Source organism: Pseudomonas thermotolerans DSM 14292 (assembly GCF_000364625.1).
Classification (GTDB): domain Bacteria; phylum Pseudomonadota; class Gammaproteobacteria; order Pseudomonadales; family Pseudomonadaceae; genus Aquipseudomonas; species Aquipseudomonas thermotolerans.
Genome location: NZ_KB822606.1, coordinates 105,515 through 124,102 on the forward strand (window position 1 = coordinate 105,515; position 18,588 = coordinate 124,102).

Annotated in this window: 18 protein-coding genes; 10 read left to right on the forward strand and 8 right to left on the reverse strand. The window is 67.7% G+C overall.

Annotated elements, in window-relative coordinates; translation table 11 throughout:
- Positions 1-59: 59 nt before the first annotated feature.
- Complete coding sequence (locus H165_RS0108095) at positions 60-1,649, reverse strand: lytic transglycosylase (RefSeq protein ID WP_040640601.1); 1,590 nt, start codon at positions 1,647-1,649, stop codon at positions 60-62.
- A 100-nt stretch (positions 1,650-1,749) separates the two neighbouring features.
- Complete coding sequence (gloB, locus tag H165_RS0108100) at positions 1,750-2,529, reverse strand: hydroxyacylglutathione hydrolase (protein ID WP_017938422.1); 780 nt, start codon at positions 2,527-2,529, stop codon at positions 1,750-1,752.
- A 69-nt stretch (positions 2,530-2,598) separates the two neighbouring features.
- Between gloB and H165_RS0108105 the strand changes: the two genes are divergently transcribed.
- From H165_RS0108105 to nudC, 7 genes are all read left to right on the forward strand, one after another.
- On the forward strand, positions 2,599-3,354 hold the full coding sequence (locus tag H165_RS0108105) for a class I SAM-dependent methyltransferase (protein ID WP_017938423.1): 756 nt from the start codon (positions 2,599-2,601) through the stop codon (positions 3,352-3,354).
- 17 nt (positions 3,355-3,371) lie between these two features.
- A complete protein-coding gene (rnhA, locus tag H165_RS0108110; protein ID WP_017938424.1) occupies positions 3,372-3,824 on the forward strand; it encodes a ribonuclease HI in 453 nt (150 codons plus the stop codon).
- Positions 3,817-4,557 carry a DNA polymerase III subunit epsilon gene (gene dnaQ, locus H165_RS0108115; protein WP_017938425.1) on the forward strand — a complete coding sequence of 247 codons (741 nt, stop codon included), beginning with the start codon at positions 3,817-3,819 and terminating at the stop codon, positions 4,555-4,557. The genes rnhA and dnaQ overlap by 8 nt, the downstream gene beginning before the upstream one ends.
- 152 nt (positions 4,558-4,709) lie before the next feature.
- Positions 4,710-6,965 (forward strand): Orn/Lys/Arg family decarboxylase, encoded by a 2,256-nt coding sequence (locus H165_RS0108120; RefSeq protein ID WP_017938426.1) that lies wholly within the window; start codon positions 4,710-4,712, stop codon positions 6,963-6,965.
- Between the two features lie 254 nt (positions 6,966-7,219).
- Positions 7,220-8,032: a crotonase/enoyl-CoA hydratase family protein gene (locus tag H165_RS0108125; RefSeq protein ID WP_017938427.1), complete on the forward strand. Its 813-nt coding sequence runs from the start codon at positions 7,220-7,222 to the stop codon at positions 8,030-8,032.
- Positions 8,033-8,075: 43 nt separating this feature from the next.
- Entirely contained in the window at positions 8,076-9,746 is a 1,671-nt protein-coding gene (locus tag H165_RS0108130; protein ID WP_026146463.1) for a FimL-related protein, read from the forward strand.
- A gap of 1 nt (position 9,747) precedes the next feature.
- Positions 9,748-10,578: an NAD(+) diphosphatase gene (nudC, locus tag H165_RS0108135; protein WP_017938429.1), complete on the forward strand. Its 831-nt coding sequence runs from the start codon at positions 9,748-9,750 to the stop codon at positions 10,576-10,578.
- A 20-nt stretch (positions 10,579-10,598) separates the two neighbouring features.
- On the opposite strand, the gene H165_RS0108140 is transcribed toward nudC, so the two are convergent.
- Positions 10,599-11,384, reverse strand: coding sequence for a TSUP family transporter (locus H165_RS0108140; protein WP_017938430.1), 786 nt, complete (start codon positions 11,382-11,384; stop codon positions 10,599-10,601).
- 100 nt (positions 11,385-11,484) lie between these two features.
- Here H165_RS0108140 and H165_RS0108145 point away from each other — a divergent pair, with 100 nt between their 5' ends.
- Entirely contained in the window at positions 11,485-12,135 is a 651-nt protein-coding gene (locus tag H165_RS0108145; RefSeq protein ID WP_017938431.1) for a hypothetical protein, read from the forward strand.
- Between the two features lie 3 nt (positions 12,136-12,138).
- Here the strand turns inward: H165_RS0108145 and H165_RS0108150 are convergent, their stop codons facing one another.
- From H165_RS0108150 to H165_RS0108160, 3 genes are all read right to left on the reverse strand, one after another.
- The gene (locus tag H165_RS0108150) at positions 12,139-12,906 is read right to left on the reverse strand and encodes a DODA-type extradiol aromatic ring-opening family dioxygenase (RefSeq protein ID WP_017938432.1); all 768 of its coding nucleotides are present in this window, start codon (positions 12,904-12,906) and stop codon (positions 12,139-12,141) included.
- 100 nt (positions 12,907-13,006) lie between these two features.
- On the reverse strand, positions 13,007-13,735 hold the full coding sequence (locus H165_RS0108155; protein ID WP_017938433.1) for a sulfite exporter TauE/SafE family protein: 729 nt from the start codon (positions 13,733-13,735) through the stop codon (positions 13,007-13,009).
- Positions 13,736-13,807: 72 nt separating this feature from the next.
- Positions 13,808-15,145 (reverse strand): flavin-containing monooxygenase, encoded by a 1,338-nt coding sequence (locus H165_RS0108160; protein WP_017938434.1) that lies wholly within the window; start codon positions 15,143-15,145, stop codon positions 13,808-13,810.
- A gap of 141 nt (positions 15,146-15,286) precedes the next feature.
- Here H165_RS0108160 and H165_RS0108165 point away from each other — a divergent pair, with 141 nt between their 5' ends.
- Entirely contained in the window at positions 15,287-16,036 is a 750-nt protein-coding gene (locus H165_RS0108165; RefSeq protein ID WP_026146464.1) for a spermidine synthase, read from the forward strand.
- Here H165_RS0108165 and H165_RS0108170 read toward each other — a convergent pair.
- On the reverse strand, positions 16,033-16,227 hold the full coding sequence (locus H165_RS0108170; RefSeq protein WP_017938436.1) for a hypothetical protein: 195 nt from the start codon (positions 16,225-16,227) through the stop codon (positions 16,033-16,035). The two genes, H165_RS0108165 and H165_RS0108170, sit on opposite strands and share 4 nt — an antisense overlap.
- A gap of 343 nt (positions 16,228-16,570) precedes the next feature.
- On the opposite strand from H165_RS0108170, the gene H165_RS0108175 reads away from it, so the two are divergent.
- A complete protein-coding gene (locus tag H165_RS0108175) occupies positions 16,571-18,232 on the forward strand; it encodes a DEAD/DEAH box helicase (RefSeq protein WP_017938437.1) in 1,662 nt (553 codons plus the stop codon).
- Positions 18,233-18,300: 68 nt separating this feature from the next.
- Here the strand turns inward: H165_RS0108175 and H165_RS0108180 are convergent, their stop codons facing one another.
- Positions 18,301-18,582 (reverse strand): hypothetical protein, encoded by a 282-nt coding sequence (locus H165_RS0108180; protein ID WP_017938438.1) that lies wholly within the window; start codon positions 18,580-18,582, stop codon positions 18,301-18,303.
- Positions 18,583-18,588 lie beyond the last annotated feature (6 nt).

Sequence of the window (18,588 nt, forward strand, 5' to 3'; positions counted from 1 at the left end):
CTTGTCCGGGCAGGAAAAAGCTGGCCTCGCCCGGGAGGCTGGTCCCGACCGCTTCCCGCTCAGCGGGTGGACAGGTACAGGGTCAGGGTCTGCCCGGGCTTGAGCAGCTTGCCGCTGTGCGGATTCCAGGCCTGCAGCCGCTTGACCTCGACGCCGAAGCGCTTGGCGATCTGCGACAGGGAATCGCCCTTGCGGACCTTGTAATAGGTGACATTCTGGCGCTGGCCCTTGCGGCCGGTCTTGCCATCGGCGCTGGCCAGGCTGCTGGCGGCGGACGGCAGGGTGAGTACCTGGCCGACCTTGAGGGCATGGCCGGACAGCTTGTTGCGGCTCTTCAGCTCGGCCACGGAAACACCGTTGGCCTTGGCGATCTGCCAGAGATTGTCGCCGGGCTTGATCTTGTAGGTGTGCGGCTTGGCGATCGGCGCCTTCTGAGTGACGGTCTGGCGGGCGACCTGGATGGGGGCCGGTTGCGCCTGCTCGCCGGCTCGCAGCGGCAGGGTGAGCACCTGGCCGACCTGCAGGCGGTTGCTGGACAGGTGATTGAACCTCTTCAGCTCGTCCACCGAGAGCTGGTGGCGCTTGGCGATGGCGTGCAGGTTGTCGCCGCTGCGCACCTGGTATTCCTGCCATCTGGCCTTGAGGTCCCGGGCGGGCAGGGTGGCGAGGCTGGCGGTGAACTGCTCGACCTTGTCGGCCGGAACCAGCAGGCGCTGCGGGCCGCCGTAGGTGATGCGCTTCTTGAAGGCGGGATTGAGCTGGTAGAGCTCTTCGGCATCCATGTCCACCAGCTCGGCGAGGCGGTCCAGGTCCATGTGCTGCTTGAACTCGACCACCTCGAAGTAGGGCTCGTTGGCGATCGGGTGCAGGTTGATGCCGTAGGCTTCGGGGGCGTTGACCAGCTGCGACAGGGCCAGCAGCTTGGGCACGTAGTCCTGGGTTTCCTGTGGCAGTGGCAGGTTCCAGTAGTCGGTCGGCAGGCCGAGCTTCTGGTTGCGCTCGATAGCCCGGCTGACGGTGCCCTCGCCGGCGTTGTAGGCGGCCAGGGCGAGCAGCCAGTCGCCATTGAACATCTCGTGCAGGCGGCCCAGGTAGTCGAGCGCGGCGCTGGTGGAGGCGGTGATGTCGCGCCGCCCGTCGTACCAGGTGGTTTGGTGCAGGTTGTAGTTGCGTCCAGTGGAGGGGATGAACTGCCAGAGCCCGGCGGCATGACTGCGCGAATAGGCGAAGGGGTTGTAGGAGCTCTCGATCACCGGCAGCAGGGCCAGCTCTAGCGGCATGTCGCGCTGTTCCAGGCTCTCCACCACGTAGTGGATGTACAGGCTGCCGCGACTGCTGACCGTCTGCAGGTAGGACGGCCGGCTGGCGAACCACAGGCGCTGGCGCTCGATGCGCGGGTTGGTGTCGATCTGGTCCTGCAACTTGAAGCCGGCGCGCATGCGCTCCCAGATGTCTTCCGGTTCTTCCGGCTCGCTGACCGGCGGTTCGATCTGTCGGGGGGCGGGGTGGTGGCTGACCCGGGTATCGTCGCCCTTCTGGGCCATGTTGTTCTGACAGCCTGCCAGCACCAGCGCGAAGGCGGCCAGCAGCATCCGGAACGCCCATGTCGAGGCCACTGAACTCCGTTTTTTATAAGCAGATGACCACATGGGCTGGGCGGTTATTCCAGACGAAAATCCGGGCGATTCTAGGAACCGCCCCAAGGGTGGTCAAGTTTTGAGCGGCGCTTCCGTGCGCTACTGTGCATGCTCAGAAACGGTCCTTCCAGGCCCGCAGGCTGGCGAACACCGCACTGGGCGCCGGCTCCAGCGGACCGTCCCGCTCGTCGACTTTTTTCGCCACGGCCGGTTCATGGCTGCGCAGGAAGGGGTTGGTGGCCAGTTCCAGGGCGATGGTGGAGGGCAGGCTGATGCGCCCGGCGGCGCGCCACTGGCTGACCTCGGCGAGGCGGCGGGCGACGTCCGGGTTGTCCGGCTCCACCGCCTGGGCGAAGCGCAGGTTGGACAGCGTATATTCGTGGGCGCAGTACACCCCGGTGTTGCCCGGCAGGGCTGCGAGGCGGCGTAGCGACTCGTACATCTGCGCCGCAGTGCCCTCGAAGATCCGCCCGCAGCCGGCGGCGAACAGGGTGTCACCGCAGAACAGGAGCGGCCGCTCGGCGGACGGGTGGTAATAGGCGATATGTCCGAGGGTGTGCCCGGGCACGGCGAGCACATCGAAGGGCAGGCCGAGCGCCTCGACCCGTTCGCCGCCGTCCAGGGCCAGGTCGCGGGCCGGGATGCGCTCTTTGGCTGGCCCCAGCACCCGGGCGCCGGTGGCCCGCTTGAGTTGCTCCACGCCGCCGACGTGGTCGGCATGATGGTGGGTGACCAGGATGTCGCAGAGCTGCCAGCCGGGATGGGCGGCCAGCCAGGCGAGCACCGGCGCGGCATCGCCCGGATCGACCACCGCGCAGTGGCGGCTGGTGGGATCCTGTAACAACCACAGGTAGTTGTCGCTGAAGGCGGGCAGGGCGTCGATCTGTATCATGGCGGGAATCGCTAAGCTGTAAACCGAGTGACGCATCTTAGGCGTAATGCACGCCGGGCGGGTATACCCATGACCGATCACCTCTTTTCTGGAGCCGATGCCGAGCGACTGGCCCTGATCCGGGGCGCGCGAGCCTGGCTGGCCGGGCCGCTCGGCCAGCAGTTGCTGGAACAGGAGCGCCTGATGCTGGAGGAAGAGCTGTCCCAGCTGTTCGGCGGCTACCTGGTGCACTATGGGCCGAGCCCTGAGCGCTCGGTGGGGGCGGGGCAGATCAAGCGCCGCGTCCACCTGGGCGCCGATCTGCCGGGGGTGGAGATCGTCTGCGACGAGCAGTCCTGGCCGCTCGGCGAGCACTGCGCCGACGCGGTGCTGCTGCAGCACGGCCTGGATTTCTGCCTGTCGCCCCACGGCCTGCTCCGTGAGGCGGCGCGTTGCGTGCGGGCCGGGGGGCACCTGCTGGTGCTCGGCATCAACCCCTGGAGCGCCTGGGGCGTGCGCCACTGGTTCGCCCGCGACGGCTTCCGCGACGCCCGCTGCATCTCGCCGGCGCGGGTGGGCGACTGGCTCAACCTGCTCGGTTTCGCGCTGGAGAAACGCCGCTTCGGATGCTATCGTCCGCCGCTTTCCTCGGCCGTCTGGCAGTCGCGCCTGGCCCGTCTCGAGCACTGGGGCGGGCGCTGGCAGCCCTTCGGGGCCGGCTTCTACCTGCTGGTGGCGCGCAAGATCGTGGTGGGGCTGCGACCGCTGCGCCAGCCGCAGCGAGTGCTCAGGGGCCAGTTGGTACCGATGCCGGTGGCCAAGATCAGTCGACGGGAATCCGAATAGAGAACCGAACCGCGAGAATGTCCGAATTGGTCGAAATCTTCACCGACGGTGCCTGCAAGGGCAATCCCGGCCCCGGAGGCTGGGGCGCGTTGCTGATCTACAAAGGCGTGGAGAAGGAGCTCTGGGGCGGCGAGCCGGAGACCACCAACAACCGCATGGAGTTGACCGCGGCGATCCGCGGCCTGGCCGAGCTGAAGCGGCCATGTCAGGTGCGCCTGGTAACCGATTCCGAATACGTGATGCGTGGCATCACCGAGTGGCTGCCGAACTGGAAGAAGCGCGGCTGGAAGACCGCTGCCAAGCAGCCGGTGAAGAATGCCGACCTCTGGCAGCAGCTGGACGAGCAGGTCGGCCGCCATCAGGTGACCTGGGAATGGGTGCGCGGGCACACCGGCCATCACGGCAACGAGCGCGCCGACCAACTGGCCAACCGTGGCGTGGAAGAAGTGAGGAGCAGAAAGCATGCGTAGCGTGGTACTGGATACCGAAACGACCGGTATGCCGGTCACCGAGGGGCACCGGATCATCGAGATCGGCTGCGTCGAGCTGATGGGCCGGCGCCTCACCGGTCGGCATTTCCACGTCTATCTGCAGCCGGACCGCGAGGTCGACGAAGGTGCGGTGGCGGTGCACGGCATCACCAACGAGTTCCTTGCCGACAAGCCACGTTTCAAGGACATCGCCGACGAGTTCTTCGAGTTCATCAACGGCGCCCAGCTGATCATCCACAACGCGGCGTTCGACGTCGGCTTCATCAACAACGAGTTCGCCCTGCTGGGCCAGGCCGAGCGCGCCGACGTCAACAACTACTGCACGGTGCTGGACACCCTGCTGCTGGCCCGCGAGCGCCATCCCGGTCAGCGCAACAACTTGGACGCCCTGTGCAAGCGCTACGGGGTGGACAACTCCGGTCGCGACCTCCACGGCGCGCTGCTCGACGCCGAGATCCTCGCCGACGTCTATCTGGCGATGACCGGCGGCCAGACCACCCTGTCGTTGGCCGGCAGTGGTGTCGATGGCTCCGCCACGGGGGGGGGCCAGGTCAGCGAGATCCGCCGCCTGCCGGCCGATCGTCCGCGCACCCGGGTGATCCAGGCCACTGCCGAGGAACTGGAAGCCCATGCCACGCGCCTGGCGGTGATCGAGAAGTCCGCCGGCGGTCCGCCGTTGTGGGTCCAGTTGGAGTCCGGCGCCCATCAGTAAGCTCTCCCGGGCGGGACTGCCGCCCCGTCAGAGGGCGGAATTGCGACCTTTTCTTACAGGCGCAAGCCGAGGGGGTTCCGTCCGTCGCCTCCGCCGCTCTACCCTGAAGCATCGGCAGCCTGGATCGCGGCTGCCTGATTCAGGGGCAAACAATGTACAAAGACCTCCAATTCCCCATTCTCATCGTCCATCGCGACATCAAGGCCGATACCGTGGCCGGCAACCGCGTCCGTGAGATCGCCCGCGAACTGGAACAGGACGGCTTCGCCATCCTCTCCACGGCAAGTGCCAGCGAAGGGCGCATCGTCGCTTCCACCCACCATGGTCTGGCCTGCATCCTGGTCGCCGCCGAGGGAGCGGGAGAGAATCGAAGCCTGCTGCAGGACGTGGTGGAGCTGATCCGCGTGGCCAGGGTCCGTGCGCCGCAGCTGCCGATCTTCGCTCTCGGCGAGCAGGTGACCATCGAGAACGCTCCGGCCGAGGCCATGGCCGACCTCAACCAACTGCGCGGGCTGCTCTACCTGTTCGAGGACACCGTGCCCTTCCTCGCCCGTCAGGTGGCGCGGGCCGCGCGTGGCTACCTGGAGGGGCTGCTGCCGCCGTTCTTCCGCGCCCTGGTGGAGCACACCGCGCAGTCCAACTATTCCTGGCACACCCCGGGGCACGGCGGCGGTGTGGCTTACCGCAAGAGCCCGGTGGGGCAGGCCTTTCACCAGTTCTTCGGCGAGAACACCCTGCGCTCCGACTTGTCGGTTTCCGTACCGGAGCTGGGTTCGCTGCTGGATCACACCGGGCCGCTGGCCGAGGCGGAAACCCGCGCGGCGCGCAACTTCGGCGCCGACCATACCTATTTCGTGATCAACGGCACCTCGACGGCCAACAAGATCGTCTGGCACTCCATGGTCGGCCGCGACGATCTGGTGTTGGTGGACCGCAACTGCCACAAGTCGATCCTCCACGCCATCATCATGACCGGTGCCATCCCCCTGTACCTGTGCCCGGAGCGCAACGAGCTGGGCATCATCGGGCCGATTCCGCTCTCCGAGTTCAGCAAGGAGGCGATCCAGGCGAAGATCGCCGCCAGCCCGCTGGCCAGAGGGCGCGAGCCGCGGGTCAAGCTGGCGGTGGTGACCAATTCCACCTACGACGGCCTCTGTTACAACGCCGAGATGGTCAAGCAGGCCCTCGGCGACAGCGTCGAGGTGCTGCACTTCGACGAGGCCTGGTACGCCTACGCGGCCTTCCACGAGTTCTACGCGGGGCGTTACGGCATGGGCACTCGCCTGGAGGCGGACTCGCCTCTGGTCTTTGCCACCCATTCCACCCACAAGCTGCTGGCTGCCTTCAGCCAGGCCTCGATGATTCACGTGCGCGACGGCGGTAGCCGCAAGCTGGACCGGTACCGCTTCAACGAGGCCTTCATGATGCACATCTCCACCTCGCCGCAGTACAGCATCCTCGCCTCGCTGGACGTGGCCTCGGCGATGATGGAGGGACCGGCCGGGCGCTCGCTGATCCAGGAAACCTTCGATGAAGCGCTGAGCTTCCGCCGTGCTCTGGCCAACCTGCGCCAGAACCTGCCGGCGGACGACTGGTGGTTCGACATCTGGCAGCCGCCGCGCGCTGCTGGTGTCGAGGAGGTGGCGACCCGCGACTGGCTGCTGGAGCCGAATGCCGAGTGGCACGGCTTCGGCGAGGTGAACGACGACTACGTGCTGCTCGATCCGGTCAAGGTCACCCTGGTCACCCCGGGGCTGAGCGCCGGCGGGCGCCTGGACGAGCACGGCATTCCCGCCGCGGTGGTCAGCAAGTTCCTCTGGGAACGCGGCCTGGTGGTGGAGAAGACCGGCCTGTACTCCTTCCTGGTGTTGTTCTCCATGGGGATCACCAAGGGCAAGTGGAGCACCCTGCTCACCGAGCTGCTGGAGTTCAAGCGCCTCTACGACGCCAACGTGGCGCTTGCCGAGGCGTTGCCGAGCATCGCCCGCGCCGGTGGCACCCGCTATGCCGGCATGGGCCTGCGCGACCTGTGCGACGAGCTGCACGCCTGCTACCGGGAGAACGCCACCGCCAAGGCCCTCAAGCGCATGTACACCACGCTCCCCGAGGTGGTGATGAAGCCTGCCGATGCCTACGACCGGCTGGTCCGCGGAGAGGTGGAGGCGGTGCCCATCGACCGTCTGGAAGGACGAATCGCCGCGGTGATGCTGGTGCCCTATCCGCCGGGCATTCCGCTGATCATGCCGGGCGAGCGCTTCACCCAGGCGACCCGTTCGATCATCGACTACCTGGGTTTCGCCCGCGATTTCGATCGCCGCTTCCCCGGCTTCGACGCGGACGTGCACGGCCTGCAGAGCGAGGAGCGCGGCGGCGAGCGATGCTACACGGTGGACTGCATCAAGATCTGAGTCCGGGGCGGAGCAGGGCCGCCGTCGCCACAGCAGGGGGGGCGGCGCCTTGCGCTGCGGTGCGCTGGTCGGATGGCAAATTGCCGCCCAATAGATCAAGCAGTTAAGGCACGAAATGGAAGTTGTGCATGAATTGCGGAGCGTGCCCCAGGTCACAGTCATCGGCTTCGACATTTAGGACGCGCTTGTTATAGTTGGGCCGCTCTGGCCTTAGAAAAATCGTCTATCGCGCCTGCGCTGTCCGAGGATGCGTCATGCCTGAATACAAAGCCTTCCGTGTCGAGCTCAAGGACAAGATCGCCCATGTGCAGATCAACCGTCCGGACAAGCTCAACGCCATGAATGCCGATTTCTGGACAGAAATCATCGACGTGTTCCGCTGGGCGGACGAAACTGATGAGGTCCGGGTGGTCGTCCTCTCCGGCGCAGGCAAGCATTTCTCCGCTGGCATCGACCTCGCCATGCTCGGCCAGTTGGCCAGCCAGATGGGGCCGGATCCGGCCCGCAACGCCGATCTGATGCGCCGGCGTATCAGCGAGCTGCAGGCCTCCTTCAACGCCGTGGACAACTGCCGCAAACCGGTACTCGCCGCGGTGCACGGCTACTGCCTGGGTGGCGGCATCGACCTGATCACTGCCTGCGACATGCGCTACGCCACCGCCGATGCCCAGCTGTCGATCCGCGAAGTGGACATGGGCCTGGCCGCCGACGTCGGCACCCTGCAGCGCCTGCCGCGGATCATCGGCGACGGCCTGGCCCGCGAGCTGGCCTACACCGCGCGCACCATCAGCGGCGAGGAAGCCCGGCAGATCGGCCTGGTCAACCGCACCTACGCCGACTACGACGCGCTGATCTCCGGGGTCTTCGAAATCGCCGCGGAGATCGCTAGCAAGTCCCCGGTGGCGGTGCGTGGTACCAAGCGCATGCTGTCCTACATGCGCGACCATAGCATCGCCGACGGCCTGGAATACGTCGCCACCTGGAACTCGGCCATGCTGCAGTCCGCCGACGTGCGGGTGGCCATGGCCGCGTTCATGAGCAAGCAGAAGCCGGATTTCGCCGATTGAATCCGCTGCGTTCCGTCAATCCTGCGCGGGAGGCGCATTAGGCATGGTTTCCGGAGCTACGTCCCTGGGCATGGTGCGCGACGAGCTGTTCGCCACCATGGATGAAGCCGAACAGAGTCTCGAACACTTCATTGCCGAGCGGCACAACGGCGCGCCCCTGCAGCAGGCGGTGGACAACCTGCAGCAGGTGCGCGGCATCCTCAATCTGATCGAGCTGGCCGGTGCCGAGCTGCTGGCCCAGGAGATCCTCCAGCAGGCCACCGACATTCCCGCCGGCGCCGGCGCGGAGCGCGACGCCCAATTGGCAGCGCTGAGCAATGCCCTGCACGTGCTGCGTCGCTATCTGGAGAACGTCGAGACCCATCGCCAGGAGCTGCCCGAGGTGCTGCTGCCGGCGATCAACGACCTGCGCCAGGCCGGCGGCCAGTCGCCGCTGCCGGAAAGCTTCTTCTTCAGCGCCCGGCTCGACCTGGCGCGTCCGCCGGCGGAGTCGCGCCGACTGGAGCCGGGTGCCCGCGCCACCCTGGTACGCCAGCTGCGCCACATGTACCAGCTCGGTCTGCTGGGCTTTCTGCGTGACCAGAACCCGCAGGCCGGCATCAAGCTGATGGCCCGCGCCTTCGCCCGTCTGGACAGCCTGTTCGCCGGCGAGCCGAACGGCCGGCTGATCTGGATCGCCGCTGCCGCCCTGGAGGCGCAGCGCGACGGCCAACTGCTGCCGCGCAAGTCGCGCAAGCAGCTGTTCGCCCGTCTGGACCGCGAACTCAAGCAGCTGCTCGGCAACCCGCGGTACGAGGTACCGCGCAACCTGCTCAAGGAACTGCTCTACCTGGTGGCCCTAGCCGACAGCCAGGGGCCGCTGGCCAGCGAGGTGCGCGAGGTGTTCGGCCTGGCGCCGCTGCCGTTCACCGATCAGCTGCTGGAAGAGGAGTACCAGCGTCTCTCCGGTCCCGGACAGTCGGTGATGCGTTCGCTGTCCTCGGCGATCCGCGAGGAGCTCGCCGGAGTCAAGGACTTGGTCGACCTGATCGAGCGCGGTACCGCCGGAGCGGACAGCTTCTCCACCCTGCACGCGCAACTGGCCAAGCTGAGCAAGACCCTCGGCATGGTCGGCCTGAGTTCGGCCAGTGCCGCTCTGAGCAGTCAGTTGCCGGTCGTCGGTCAGTGGATGGAGAGCCGCCAGCCGGACGTTCAGGCGATGAACAAACTGGCCGACGCCGTGCTCTTCGTGGAAAGCATGGTGGCCAACCTGGAACGCGGCGAACGCCGCGAGGCGCGCGCCGTCAGCGGCCCGCAGGACGAACTGGATTCCTTCGCCCAGCACCAGCTGATCGAGGCGCGCATCGTGGTGATCGACGAGGCGCGGGCCGGCCTGGCGCTGGCCAAGCGGGCGATCACCTCCTATCTGGAAGCCGGCGGCGACAAGCTGCACCTGGCCAACGTGCCGTTCAGCCTGCAGGCGGTGCGCGGCGGCCTCTGGTTCCTCGGTCAGGAGCGCGCGGCCGCCCTGATTGGCGCCTGTGCCGAGTACATCCAGAAGCAGATGCTGGAAAACGCCCAGATGCCCTCCGAGCAGATGCTGGAGACCCTGGCCGATGCCCTGACCAGCCTCGAGTACTACCTTGAGGGCGGCGGTGCGCTGCGTCCGGAAACCAACCCCAGCGTGCTCGACCTCGCCGCGGAAAGCGTGCGGGCGCTCGGGATGGCAGCCTGAGATGGCGGGTTGGCAGACCACTCCGCCGCTCGACGACAGTCTGCCGGGCGGCTGGTGCGTGGTCCGCGGCCCGCAGGGCTTCCTTCTCGACGACAACGGGGTGCTGTTCCCGCGTCCCTGGCTACAGCAGCAGGGGCTGCCGCAGGTGGCTGAGCACGGCCTCGGCTACTTCGATGGCGAGCCGGTCTGGCTGGTGCTCCTCGACCAGGATACCGACCTGCCGGGCTGCCGCTGGCAGGGCATGCGGCCGTTCATGCTGCAGGCCGACTACCCGACCTTCCGCATGCTCTCCTTTGCCGAACAGGTGGCCAGCTGGAGTCGCGATCACCGTTTCTGCGGGCGCTGCGGCAGCCGCAACCTGCTGGTGCCCGGGGAACGCTGCATGCGCTGCCCGACTTGCGGCCTGGACAGCTACGCGCGCATCTCGCCGAGCATGATCGTGCTGGTCACCCGTGGCGACGAGATCCTCCTGGCCCGCTCGCCGCGCTTCGTTTCCGGCATGTACAGCACCCTGGCCGGCTTCGTCGAGCCTGGCGAGTCGGTGGAGGAGTGCGTGGCGCGCGAGGTGCGCGAGGAAGTCGGGGTGGAGGTCCGCAACCTGCAGTACCTGGGCAGCCAGGGCTGGCCCTTCCCCCATTCGCTGATGCTCGGCTTTCACGCCGAGTACGCCGGTGGCGAGATCACCCCGCAGCCCGAGGAGATCGAGGACGCCGCCTGGTTCCATATCGAGCGTCTACCGCCGCTGCCCATGCCGCGCTCCATCGCCCGCTATCTGATCGACCTCTACGTGGCCCGCCGCCTCGGTCTGCCGGAGCCTTCGCTGCAGCGCTGAAGCTGAGGCCTGGCGTTCGCTCAGGCCATGCCGAACCAGTGCTGCCAGGCCAGGCGCGCAGTGAGCGCCAGCACCACCAGGATGAATACCGGGCGGATGAACCTGGCGCCGCCGCGGATCGCCGTGCGTGCGCCGAAGAAGGCGCCGGCCATGAGGGCCAGCCCCATGCTGATGCCCAGCACCCAGGCTACCTGGCCGGCGACGATGAATACGCCGAGCGCCGTGGCGTTGCTGACGAAGTTCATGGTCCGCGCCACGCCGCTGGCCTTGAGCAGGTCGAGGGGATAGAGCAGCAGGCCGGAGACCGTCCAGAAGGCCCCGGTGCCGGGGCCGGCCACCCCGTCGTAGAAACCCAGGCTCAGGCCGTGCGGCCACTGGCGGCCTTGGGGGATCGCGGCCTCAGCCAGCAGCGGCGCATCCGGCGTGCGACTGAACAGCAGGTACAGGCCGCAGGCGAACACTACCACTGGCAGCATCTGGTTCAGCCAGGCCGCCGGCAGCCAGTGGGCCAGCAGGGCGCCGAGGAGGGCCCCGGCGAAGGTGCTCAGCAGTGCCGGGCGCCATTGCCGCGGGGTGAACAACTTGCGCTTGTAGAAGGTGAAGCTGGCGGTGCCGGAGCCGAAGGTGGCGCACAGCTTGTTGGTGCCCAGCACCAGGTGAGGTGGCAGGCCGGCGGTGAGCAGGGCGGGTATGGTCAGCAAGCCGCCGCCTCCCGCGATGGCGTCGATGAAGCCGGCGAGGAAGGCGACGCCGGCGAGGATCGCCAGGGTGAGAGGGTCGATGGCGAGTTCGAGGGGGAAGGGCATAAAAAGTTCGACTTGTGTCCGATTGTGGGAGGCGGCAACTGGTAGCTGCTCTGCTCGCTGCGCATAATGCCGGCTATTTTCAGCGCTAGGAAATGTGTTTATGCAGTATGACGGTTTGGCCTGGTGCATCGCATTGCTTGCACTGCTGGCTTTCCTGGTGGCCGGGCGGATCCTGTTCGATCGCCACTGGCTCCTCGGCTGGCTGCGCGGCACCCTCGGCCTGGGCTTCCTGGCCCTGGCCGTTCTGGTGGGGGGGTGCGCCTACGACCTGATGAGCTACACGGCGCTGCCCCAGGGCAAGCCGCTGGTGACCCTCAGCTTCGCCGCCGAGGGGCCGCAGCGCTACCGGGTCACCCTGCTGGAGGGGAGCGAGGAGCGCAGCCTGCTGCTGGAAGGCGATCTCTGGCAGCTGGATGCCCGGCTGTTCCGTTGGAAGGGCCTGGCCGAGCTGATCGGTCTGGCTCCCGGCTACCGCCTGGAGAAGCTCTCCGGGCGTTTCCTGGCCATCGAGCAGCAGGAAGTGGCCCTGCACGCCCAGGCGCAGCTGGCGCAGAGTCCCTACGGCATCGATTTGTGGCGCTGGCTGCGCCTCGGCCAGCATGACCTGCTGATCTTCGATGCCCAGGCCCTGCGGGTCAGTTACCTGCCGATGGTCGATGGCGCTGTCTATGCAGTGTCCCTGACCCCCACCGGGTTGCTCGCCCAGCCGCTCAACCAGGCCGCCGAGCAGGCGCTGAAGGAGTGGCGCTGAGACTCAGTCGAAGCGGTATACGTCCATGCCCAGGGCGCCCATGGTGAAGCCCTGGTAGACCACGGAGAAGCGCTCGCCGGCGCCGTAGGCGAAGTACAGCGGCAAGAGGTGCTCGTCGCTGGGGTGATTGCGGAGGGCATGGGGCGCCTGCCGGCGGTAGTCGACCAGCGCCGCCTCGTCGCCGCTGGCCAGCTTCTCCACCATCCAGTCGCGGAAAGCCCGCGCCCAGGGCGCGACCGTGCCGTCCGCGGCATTCCGGTACAGCTCGCGCAGGTTGTGGGTGATGCTCCCCGAGCCGATCAGCAGGACGCCCTGCTCGCGCAGTGCGCGCAAGGCCCGGCCGATGTGGACCTGCAGCTCCGGCCCCAAGTGGCTCGGCAGAGACAGCTGGAGCATCGGGATGTCGGCTTCGGGGTACATCAGCATGAGCGGCACCCAGGCACCGTGATCGAACGGCCGTTGCTCGTCCAGCGCAGCAGGCAGGCCCTGTTCGCCGAGCAGTTCGACGATCTCGCCGGCCAGTCGGGGAGCGCCAGACGCCGGGTATTGCAGGGCGTAGAGCTCGGGCGGAAAGCCGTAGAAGTCGTGCCAGGTCTCCGGCCGTTCGGCTCCGGTGAGCAGCAGCCCGTGGCTTTCCCAGTGCGCGGAGACCACCAGGATGGCCTTCGGCCGGGGCAGTTCGGCGGCCAGCCGGGCGAGGACCGGGCCGCTGTCGCCCGGCTCCAGGGCCAGCATGGGGGAGCCGTGGGAGATGAACAGGCTTGGCAGCATGACGACACTCCTGGGGGAAGGGCGGCTATCTTCGCCGCTCCGGCACCCGGCCATCCAGAGCGATTTTTCGAGGATTCCCATCGAATCTTCCGCGGCGCGTTCAGCGGCAGATCAGCAGCGCTCCGGTGACGCACAGCAGGAGGTGGAGGCCGATGCGGAAATGCCGTTCCTCGATCCGCTGATGCAGGTGCTCGCCCAGCAGCACGCCGATGACCAGCAGCGGCAGGTAGGCGGCGATCTGCGGTAGGGCCGGGGCCAGGCTGCCGCGCAGCAGGAAGGCCAGGGTCAGGCAGCCGTTGAGGATGAACCACACGCACACCAGGGTGGCGCGCAGGCGCGCCTTGTCCAGCCGGGTGCCGGCCAGGGCCTGGACCAGCAGTGGACCGCCGGAGGCGAACAGGCCATGGCTCAGGCCCGCGGCGCCGATCTGCAGGCGGGTCAGCCAGTCCGGCGGCGGGACGCTGGGCCTGCCTTGGCTAAGGTGCAGCAGTTCGCGCAGGGCGAAGCCGAGGATCAGCAGGCCGAAGCCGCGTTTCAGCACCAGGTCGTCCAGCCAGGGGCCCAGGGCCAGGCCGAGCAGGGTGCCGGTCAGCATCAGTGGCAGGATCGCCCGGCTCAACAGGCGTCGCTCGACGGCCGCGCGCAGCTTCCAGACCAGGAAGCCGCTCATGCACACATTGAGGCTCACCAGCACCGGCAGGATGGTCGGGATCGGCAGCAGCAGGGCGCCCAGGGACAGGGCGATCACCACACTGCCGAAGCCGGTCATGGCCTCCAGGGTATAGGCGAGGAAGATGCAGGCGCCCAGCCACAGCCAGGGGTCGATCATAGCGATTCCGTGCGGGGGACTCGTAGGGGAAGGGCAGGCCGGGGCACTGGACGGCCCCGGCGCTGGTTCGGCTCAGTGCTGGGCAACGGGGCGGGACGGCGCCAGCGGCTGGCTGGATAGTCCCTGGCGCAGCTCCTCGCTGTGGTGGCGCACGCTTGCCCGGTAGCTGTCCTTGTGCACGTAGTAGGCCATGCGCTCGAGGTTCAGGTAGTGGTAGCCGCCGTCCACCCGTACCCTGGCCTTGTCCCGCTTCAGCTGCTTGAAGCGCAGTGCGGCGGGGCTGCCGGCCTGCAGCTGGCGGATGTACAGGGCGACCAGCTCGGCCTGCTCGTCGCGGCCCTGCCAGCCGAGCCCGGAGGCCTCCACCATGCCCATCATGAACAGGTCGTCGTATTCCGGGTGGAACACGTTAAGGTACAGCTGCGGCGCGCCGGCGCCCTGGGGCCAGTTGAGGTGGGCGCGGTCGATGAAGGGGTAGTCCAGCTTGTAGCCGGTGCCCAGCAGGATCAGGTCGTACTCGGCCTGCTCGCCGTCACTGAAGGTCACCTGCTGGCCGTCGATGGCGGCGATGTCGCGGCGCGGCCGGATGTCGCCGTGGCCCAGGTGATGCAGCACCAGGGAGTTCATCACCGGGTGGGATTCGTAGAGCCGGTAGTCCGGATCGGGCAGGCCGTACTGCGAGGGCTTGCCGACCAGGGCGCGGATCAGCAGGCCGTCGAGGAACTGTTTGATGGGCCGCGGCAGCTTGATGGCGCCGCCGAAGGTGTCGGTGGGTCTGCCGAGGATGAACTTGGGCAGGAAGTAGTAGCCGCGGCGTACCGAGATGTCCACCGAGGCGGCCCGGTGCACGGCGTCCACGGCGATGTCGCAGGCCGAGTTGCCGCAGCCGACGATCAGCACCCGCTTGCCGGCGAAGATGTCCGCCGAACGGTAGGCGCTGGAGTGCAGCAGCTCGCCGCTGAACTCGCCGGGCAGCCGGGGCAGGTTCGGGGTGTGCAGGGTGCCGTTGGCGATCAGCACGCCGTCGACCAGCCATTCGCGGCGCTCGCCGGCCTGTTCGCTGGTCAGCTTCCAGCCCTTCTCCAGGCGCTCTACGGCGAGCACCCGGGTGTTGAACTGGTAGTGTTCGTAGAGGCCGAAGTGCCGGGCATAGTCGCGGAAGTAGCCGCGCATCTCGCTGTGGTGTGGGTAGACCGCCACTTCCGGGCGCATGGGGAATTCGCTGAACTCGGTGGTGCTCTTCGAGGAGATCAGGTGCGCCGAGTCGTACATGGTGCTGTGCGGGTTGTCGATGTCCCACAGGCCGCCGACGTCGCTGTGCAGCTCGAAGCCGACGAAGGGAATGCCGTGCTTTTTCAGTTGCCGGGCAGTACACAGGCCCATGGGGCCGGCGCCAATGATCGCGTACATGGGAACCTCGAGTTTCTTGTCGGTATGGCGGAATTATCCCGTGACCGCAGGGCCGGTCTTCAATGACAATCGGCGCCGTTGCGAACCGGGTGCGGGGCCCGGGATGTCATCCGGGAGAGGTCGATGGCCGACGATCATCAACTGCAAGAGGAGCGCCTGCTCGCCGAGGTGCGCGATGCCTTCGGGGTGATCCGAGTGGTGGAGGTGGGCGACTACCGCTTTCTCGAGTTCGGCGAGGAGGCTATCGAGCAGAGCTGTGTGTTCACTGCCGACCCCTGCTGGCTGGAGTACGACTACACCCGCGCCATGCTGCTCGCTGCGCTGGCTCATCCGCGGCCGGAGAGCGCGCTGTTCCTCGGCCTCGGCGCGGGTACCCTGACCCAGGCCTGCCTGAAGTTCCTGCCCCTCGAGGACGTGGAGTGCATCGAGCTGCGCCCGGAGGTGCCGCGCCTGGCCATGGAGTTCCTGGGCCTGAACGACGATCCGCGGCTGACCCTACGGGTCGGCGATGCCGTCGAATTGCTGCCGTCCGCGGAACGCGCCGACCTGATCTTCGTCGATCTCTACACCGACAGCGGCCCCGGCGCCGCGCACCTGGCCTGGAGCTTCCTGGAAGCCTGCCAGCGCAAGCTGGAACCGGGGGGCTGGCTGGTCATCAACCAGTGGGGCACCGACTGCGGCAAGCCGCTCGGTGCCGCACTGCTGCGCGGGCTGTTCCATCGCCACTACTGGGAGATCCCGGTGAAGGAGGGTAACGTGATCCTGCTGGTGCCCGCCGAGCTGGAGCAGGCCCTGGACCTCGCCGGGCTGGCGGCGCGGGCCGATGCCCTGGCGCCGCGCCTGGGCTATTCGCTGCAGCCGCTGCTGGAGGTGCTGCGCCCGGCGTCCTAGGCAGGTCGGGCCGCTGAAGTGGACCCGGGCGGCGTTTTGCATGGTGCGCGGGCCTCGGCGGTATCCTCGCTGGCCATCAGCGCCGGCACCGGGGTGGCGATGGCCGCCGCGTCGCCCTCGCTGAGCGCCCGGCGGTCCAGGCCGATCAGGAAGAAGTGGCCGCGGACGCGTCCGTTGGGAGTCTGGCTCATCGGGCATCCTTGTGCCGGATAGGGACTAGTCCTGTATGGAGCGCGGGGCGGGATTGTCCAGGGGGGCCGGGAGACCGCCCGGCGCCGGGATGCAAAAACTCGCCTCTCAACCAGGATTTTCCTGTATAGTTCGCGCTGGCCGTTGCTCCGGCCGCGTTTGAGGTAATGCAGTCTCCCCCGAAGCCCGCTTCGGCCGCGTGTCCGCTCTGCGGACTACCCTTGACGATTCATCCATCCACATTTCGCAAATCCCCAGCTATCTGGCTGCCAGGGTGACCCTAGGGTCGTACACGGCATGCGCAGCCTTGGGCATGGGTTTTTGCGGATTCAGAGGCAAAAACCCATGACTCAGGTATCCGGCGGATTCGCCGAGCTCGACCTTCTTCCCAGTATCGTCGCCGCGGTGCACGCCACCGGCTACGAGGAGCCGTCGCCGATCCAGGCCCAGGCCATTCCGGTGATCCTCGCCGGCCACGACATGATCGGCCAGGCGCAGACCGGCACCGGCAAGACTGCCGCCTTCGCGTTGCCGATCCTCTGCCGCATCGACCCGGATCGCAAGGAGCCCCAGGCCCTGGTGCTGGCGCCGACCCGCGAGTTGGCCCTGCAGGTGGCCACCGCCTTCGAGACCTACGCCGCGCAGATGCCCGGTGTGCGCGTGGTGGCCATCTACGGCGGCGCTCCCATGGGGCCGCAGCTCAAGGCCATCCGTCAGGGGGCGCAGATCATCGTTGCCACCCCGGGGCGCCTGTGCGACCACCTGCGCCGCGATGAGCACCTGCTCTCCACCGTGCACCACCTGGTGCTCGACGAGGCCGACGAGATGCTCAAGCTCGGCTTCATGGAAGATCTCGAGGTGATCTTCAACGCCATGCCGGAGAGCCGTCAGACCGTGCTGTTCTCAGCCACCCTGCCGGCCTCCATCCGCGCCATCGCCGAGCGCCACCTGCATGAGCCGAAGCACATCAGGATCGCCGCCAAGACCCAGACCGTGGCGCGCATCGACCAGGCGCACCTGATGATCCACGCCGACCAGAAGATCCCGGCGGTGCTGCGCCTGCTGGAGGTCGAGGACTTCGACGCGCTGATCGCCTTCGTGCGCACCAAGCAGGCCACCCTGGATCTGACCTCGGCCCTTGAGGCCAAGGGCTACAAGGTCGCCGCGCTGAACGGCGACATCGCCCAGAACCAGCGCGAGCGGGTCATCGAGTCGCTCAAGGACGGCCGACTGGACATCGTGGTGGCCACCGACGTGGCGGCCCGCGGCCTGGACGTGCCGCGCATCACCCATGTGCTCAACGTGGACATGCCCTACGACCCGGAGTCTTACGTACACCGCATCGGCCGCACCGGGCGTGCCGGCCGCGAAGGCCGCGCGCTGCTGCTGGTCACCCCGCGCGAACGGCGCATGCTGCAGGTGATCGAGCGGGTCACCAACCAGAAGGTCGCCGAGGTGCGCCTGCCCACCGCCCAGCAGGTGCTGGAAGCGCGCATCCGCAAGCTGACCGCCAGCCTGCAGCCGCTGCTGGAAGGTTCCGAGGCCAGCCATGGCGAGCTGCTCGACCGTCTGCTCACCGATCTCGGTTGCGAGCCGCGCCAGTTGGCCGCCGCGCTGCTGGCCAAGCTCACCCAGGGGCAGACCCTGGATCTGGAGCAGTTGGAGCGCGAGACCCCGCTGGTGCCCAGCGCACCGCGCGAACGTGCCCCGCGCAGCGGCGAAGGCCGCGAGCCGCGCGAACGCCGCGCTCCGCCGCCGCTGGCCGAAGGCAGGGTACGCTGCCGCACCGCCCTGGGGGCGCGCGACGGCATCGCCGCACGCAATCTGCTCGGCGCCATCCTCAATGAAGGCGGTCTGGCCCGCGAGGCCATCGGCCGCATCCAGATCCGAGAGACCTTCAGCCTGATCGAGCTGCCGGAGGAAGGCCTGGATCGCCTGCTCGGCAGGCTCAAGGACACCCGCGTCGCCGGCAAGGCGCTGAAGCTGCGCCGCTACCGCGAGGACTGATCCGGCAAGGTCTCCGGAAAGAGAAGCGGCCCGGCCTGCTCAGCACGCCGGGCCGTTTGCCGTGTCGGTTACTGGCTTTCAGCCGCCAGCACTTCCTGCAGGAAGCGTAGGAACACGGTGTAGACCTGTTCGCCGCCGTCCTCCCGCTGCACCACGAAGAAGGGGGCGCTGGCCACGCCGTAGTACTGGCTGGCCAGCCAGCCGGCGCTGGTCGGGTCACGCTCGTCGGCCACCAAGATGCGGTCGATGCGTCCGAGCAGGCCGCGCCTTTCCAGCTGCTGCAGCACGTCCCGGCACTTGGCGCAGTCCTGGCCGTCGGCCAGGACTTTCTTCACCAGAGTGATGCGCATGGGGGC

Bases quoted from the DNA above. Each gene is read 5' to 3' on its own strand.
- H165_RS0108095 (WP_040640601.1), bottom strand. From the start codon at position 1,649: ATGTGGTCATCTGCTTATAAAAAACGGAGTTCAGTGGCCTCGACATGG.
- gloB (WP_017938422.1), bottom strand. From the start codon at position 2,529: ATGATACAGATCGACGCCCTGCCCGCCTTCAGCGACAACTACCTGTGG.
- H165_RS0108105 (WP_017938423.1), top strand. From the start codon at position 2,599: ATGACCGATCACCTCTTTTCTGGAGCCGATGCCGAGCGACTGGCCCTG.
- rnhA (WP_017938424.1), top strand. From the start codon at position 3,372: ATGTCCGAATTGGTCGAAATCTTCACCGACGGTGCCTGCAAGGGCAAT.
- dnaQ (WP_017938425.1), top strand. From the start codon at position 3,817: ATGCGTAGCGTGGTACTGGATACCGAAACGACCGGTATGCCGGTCACC.
- H165_RS0108120 (WP_017938426.1), top strand. From the start codon at position 4,710: ATGTACAAAGACCTCCAATTCCCCATTCTCATCGTCCATCGCGACATC.
- H165_RS0108125 (WP_017938427.1), top strand. From the start codon at position 7,220: ATGCCTGAATACAAAGCCTTCCGTGTCGAGCTCAAGGACAAGATCGCC.
- H165_RS0108130 (WP_026146463.1), top strand. From the start codon at position 8,076: ATGGTTTCCGGAGCTACGTCCCTGGGCATGGTGCGCGACGAGCTGTTC.
- nudC (WP_017938429.1), top strand. From the start codon at position 9,748: ATGGCGGGTTGGCAGACCACTCCGCCGCTCGACGACAGTCTGCCGGGC.
- H165_RS0108140 (WP_017938430.1), bottom strand. From the start codon at position 11,384: ATGCCCTTCCCCCTCGAACTCGCCATCGACCCTCTCACCCTGGCGATC.
- H165_RS0108145 (WP_017938431.1), top strand. From the start codon at position 11,485: ATGCAGTATGACGGTTTGGCCTGGTGCATCGCATTGCTTGCACTGCTG.
- H165_RS0108150 (WP_017938432.1), bottom strand. From the start codon at position 12,906: ATGCTGCCAAGCCTGTTCATCTCCCACGGCTCCCCCATGCTGGCCCTG.
- H165_RS0108155 (WP_017938433.1), bottom strand. From the start codon at position 13,735: ATGATCGACCCCTGGCTGTGGCTGGGCGCCTGCATCTTCCTCGCCTAT.
- H165_RS0108160 (WP_017938434.1), bottom strand. From the start codon at position 15,145: ATGTACGCGATCATTGGCGCCGGCCCCATGGGCCTGTGTACTGCCCGG.
- H165_RS0108170 (WP_017938436.1), bottom strand. From the start codon at position 16,227: ATGAGCCAGACTCCCAACGGACGCGTCCGCGGCCACTTCTTCCTGATC.
- H165_RS0108175 (WP_017938437.1), top strand. From the start codon at position 16,571: ATGACTCAGGTATCCGGCGGATTCGCCGAGCTCGACCTTCTTCCCAGT.
- H165_RS0108180 (WP_017938438.1), bottom strand. From the start codon at position 18,582: ATGCGCATCACTCTGGTGAAGAAAGTCCTGGCCGACGGCCAGGACTGC.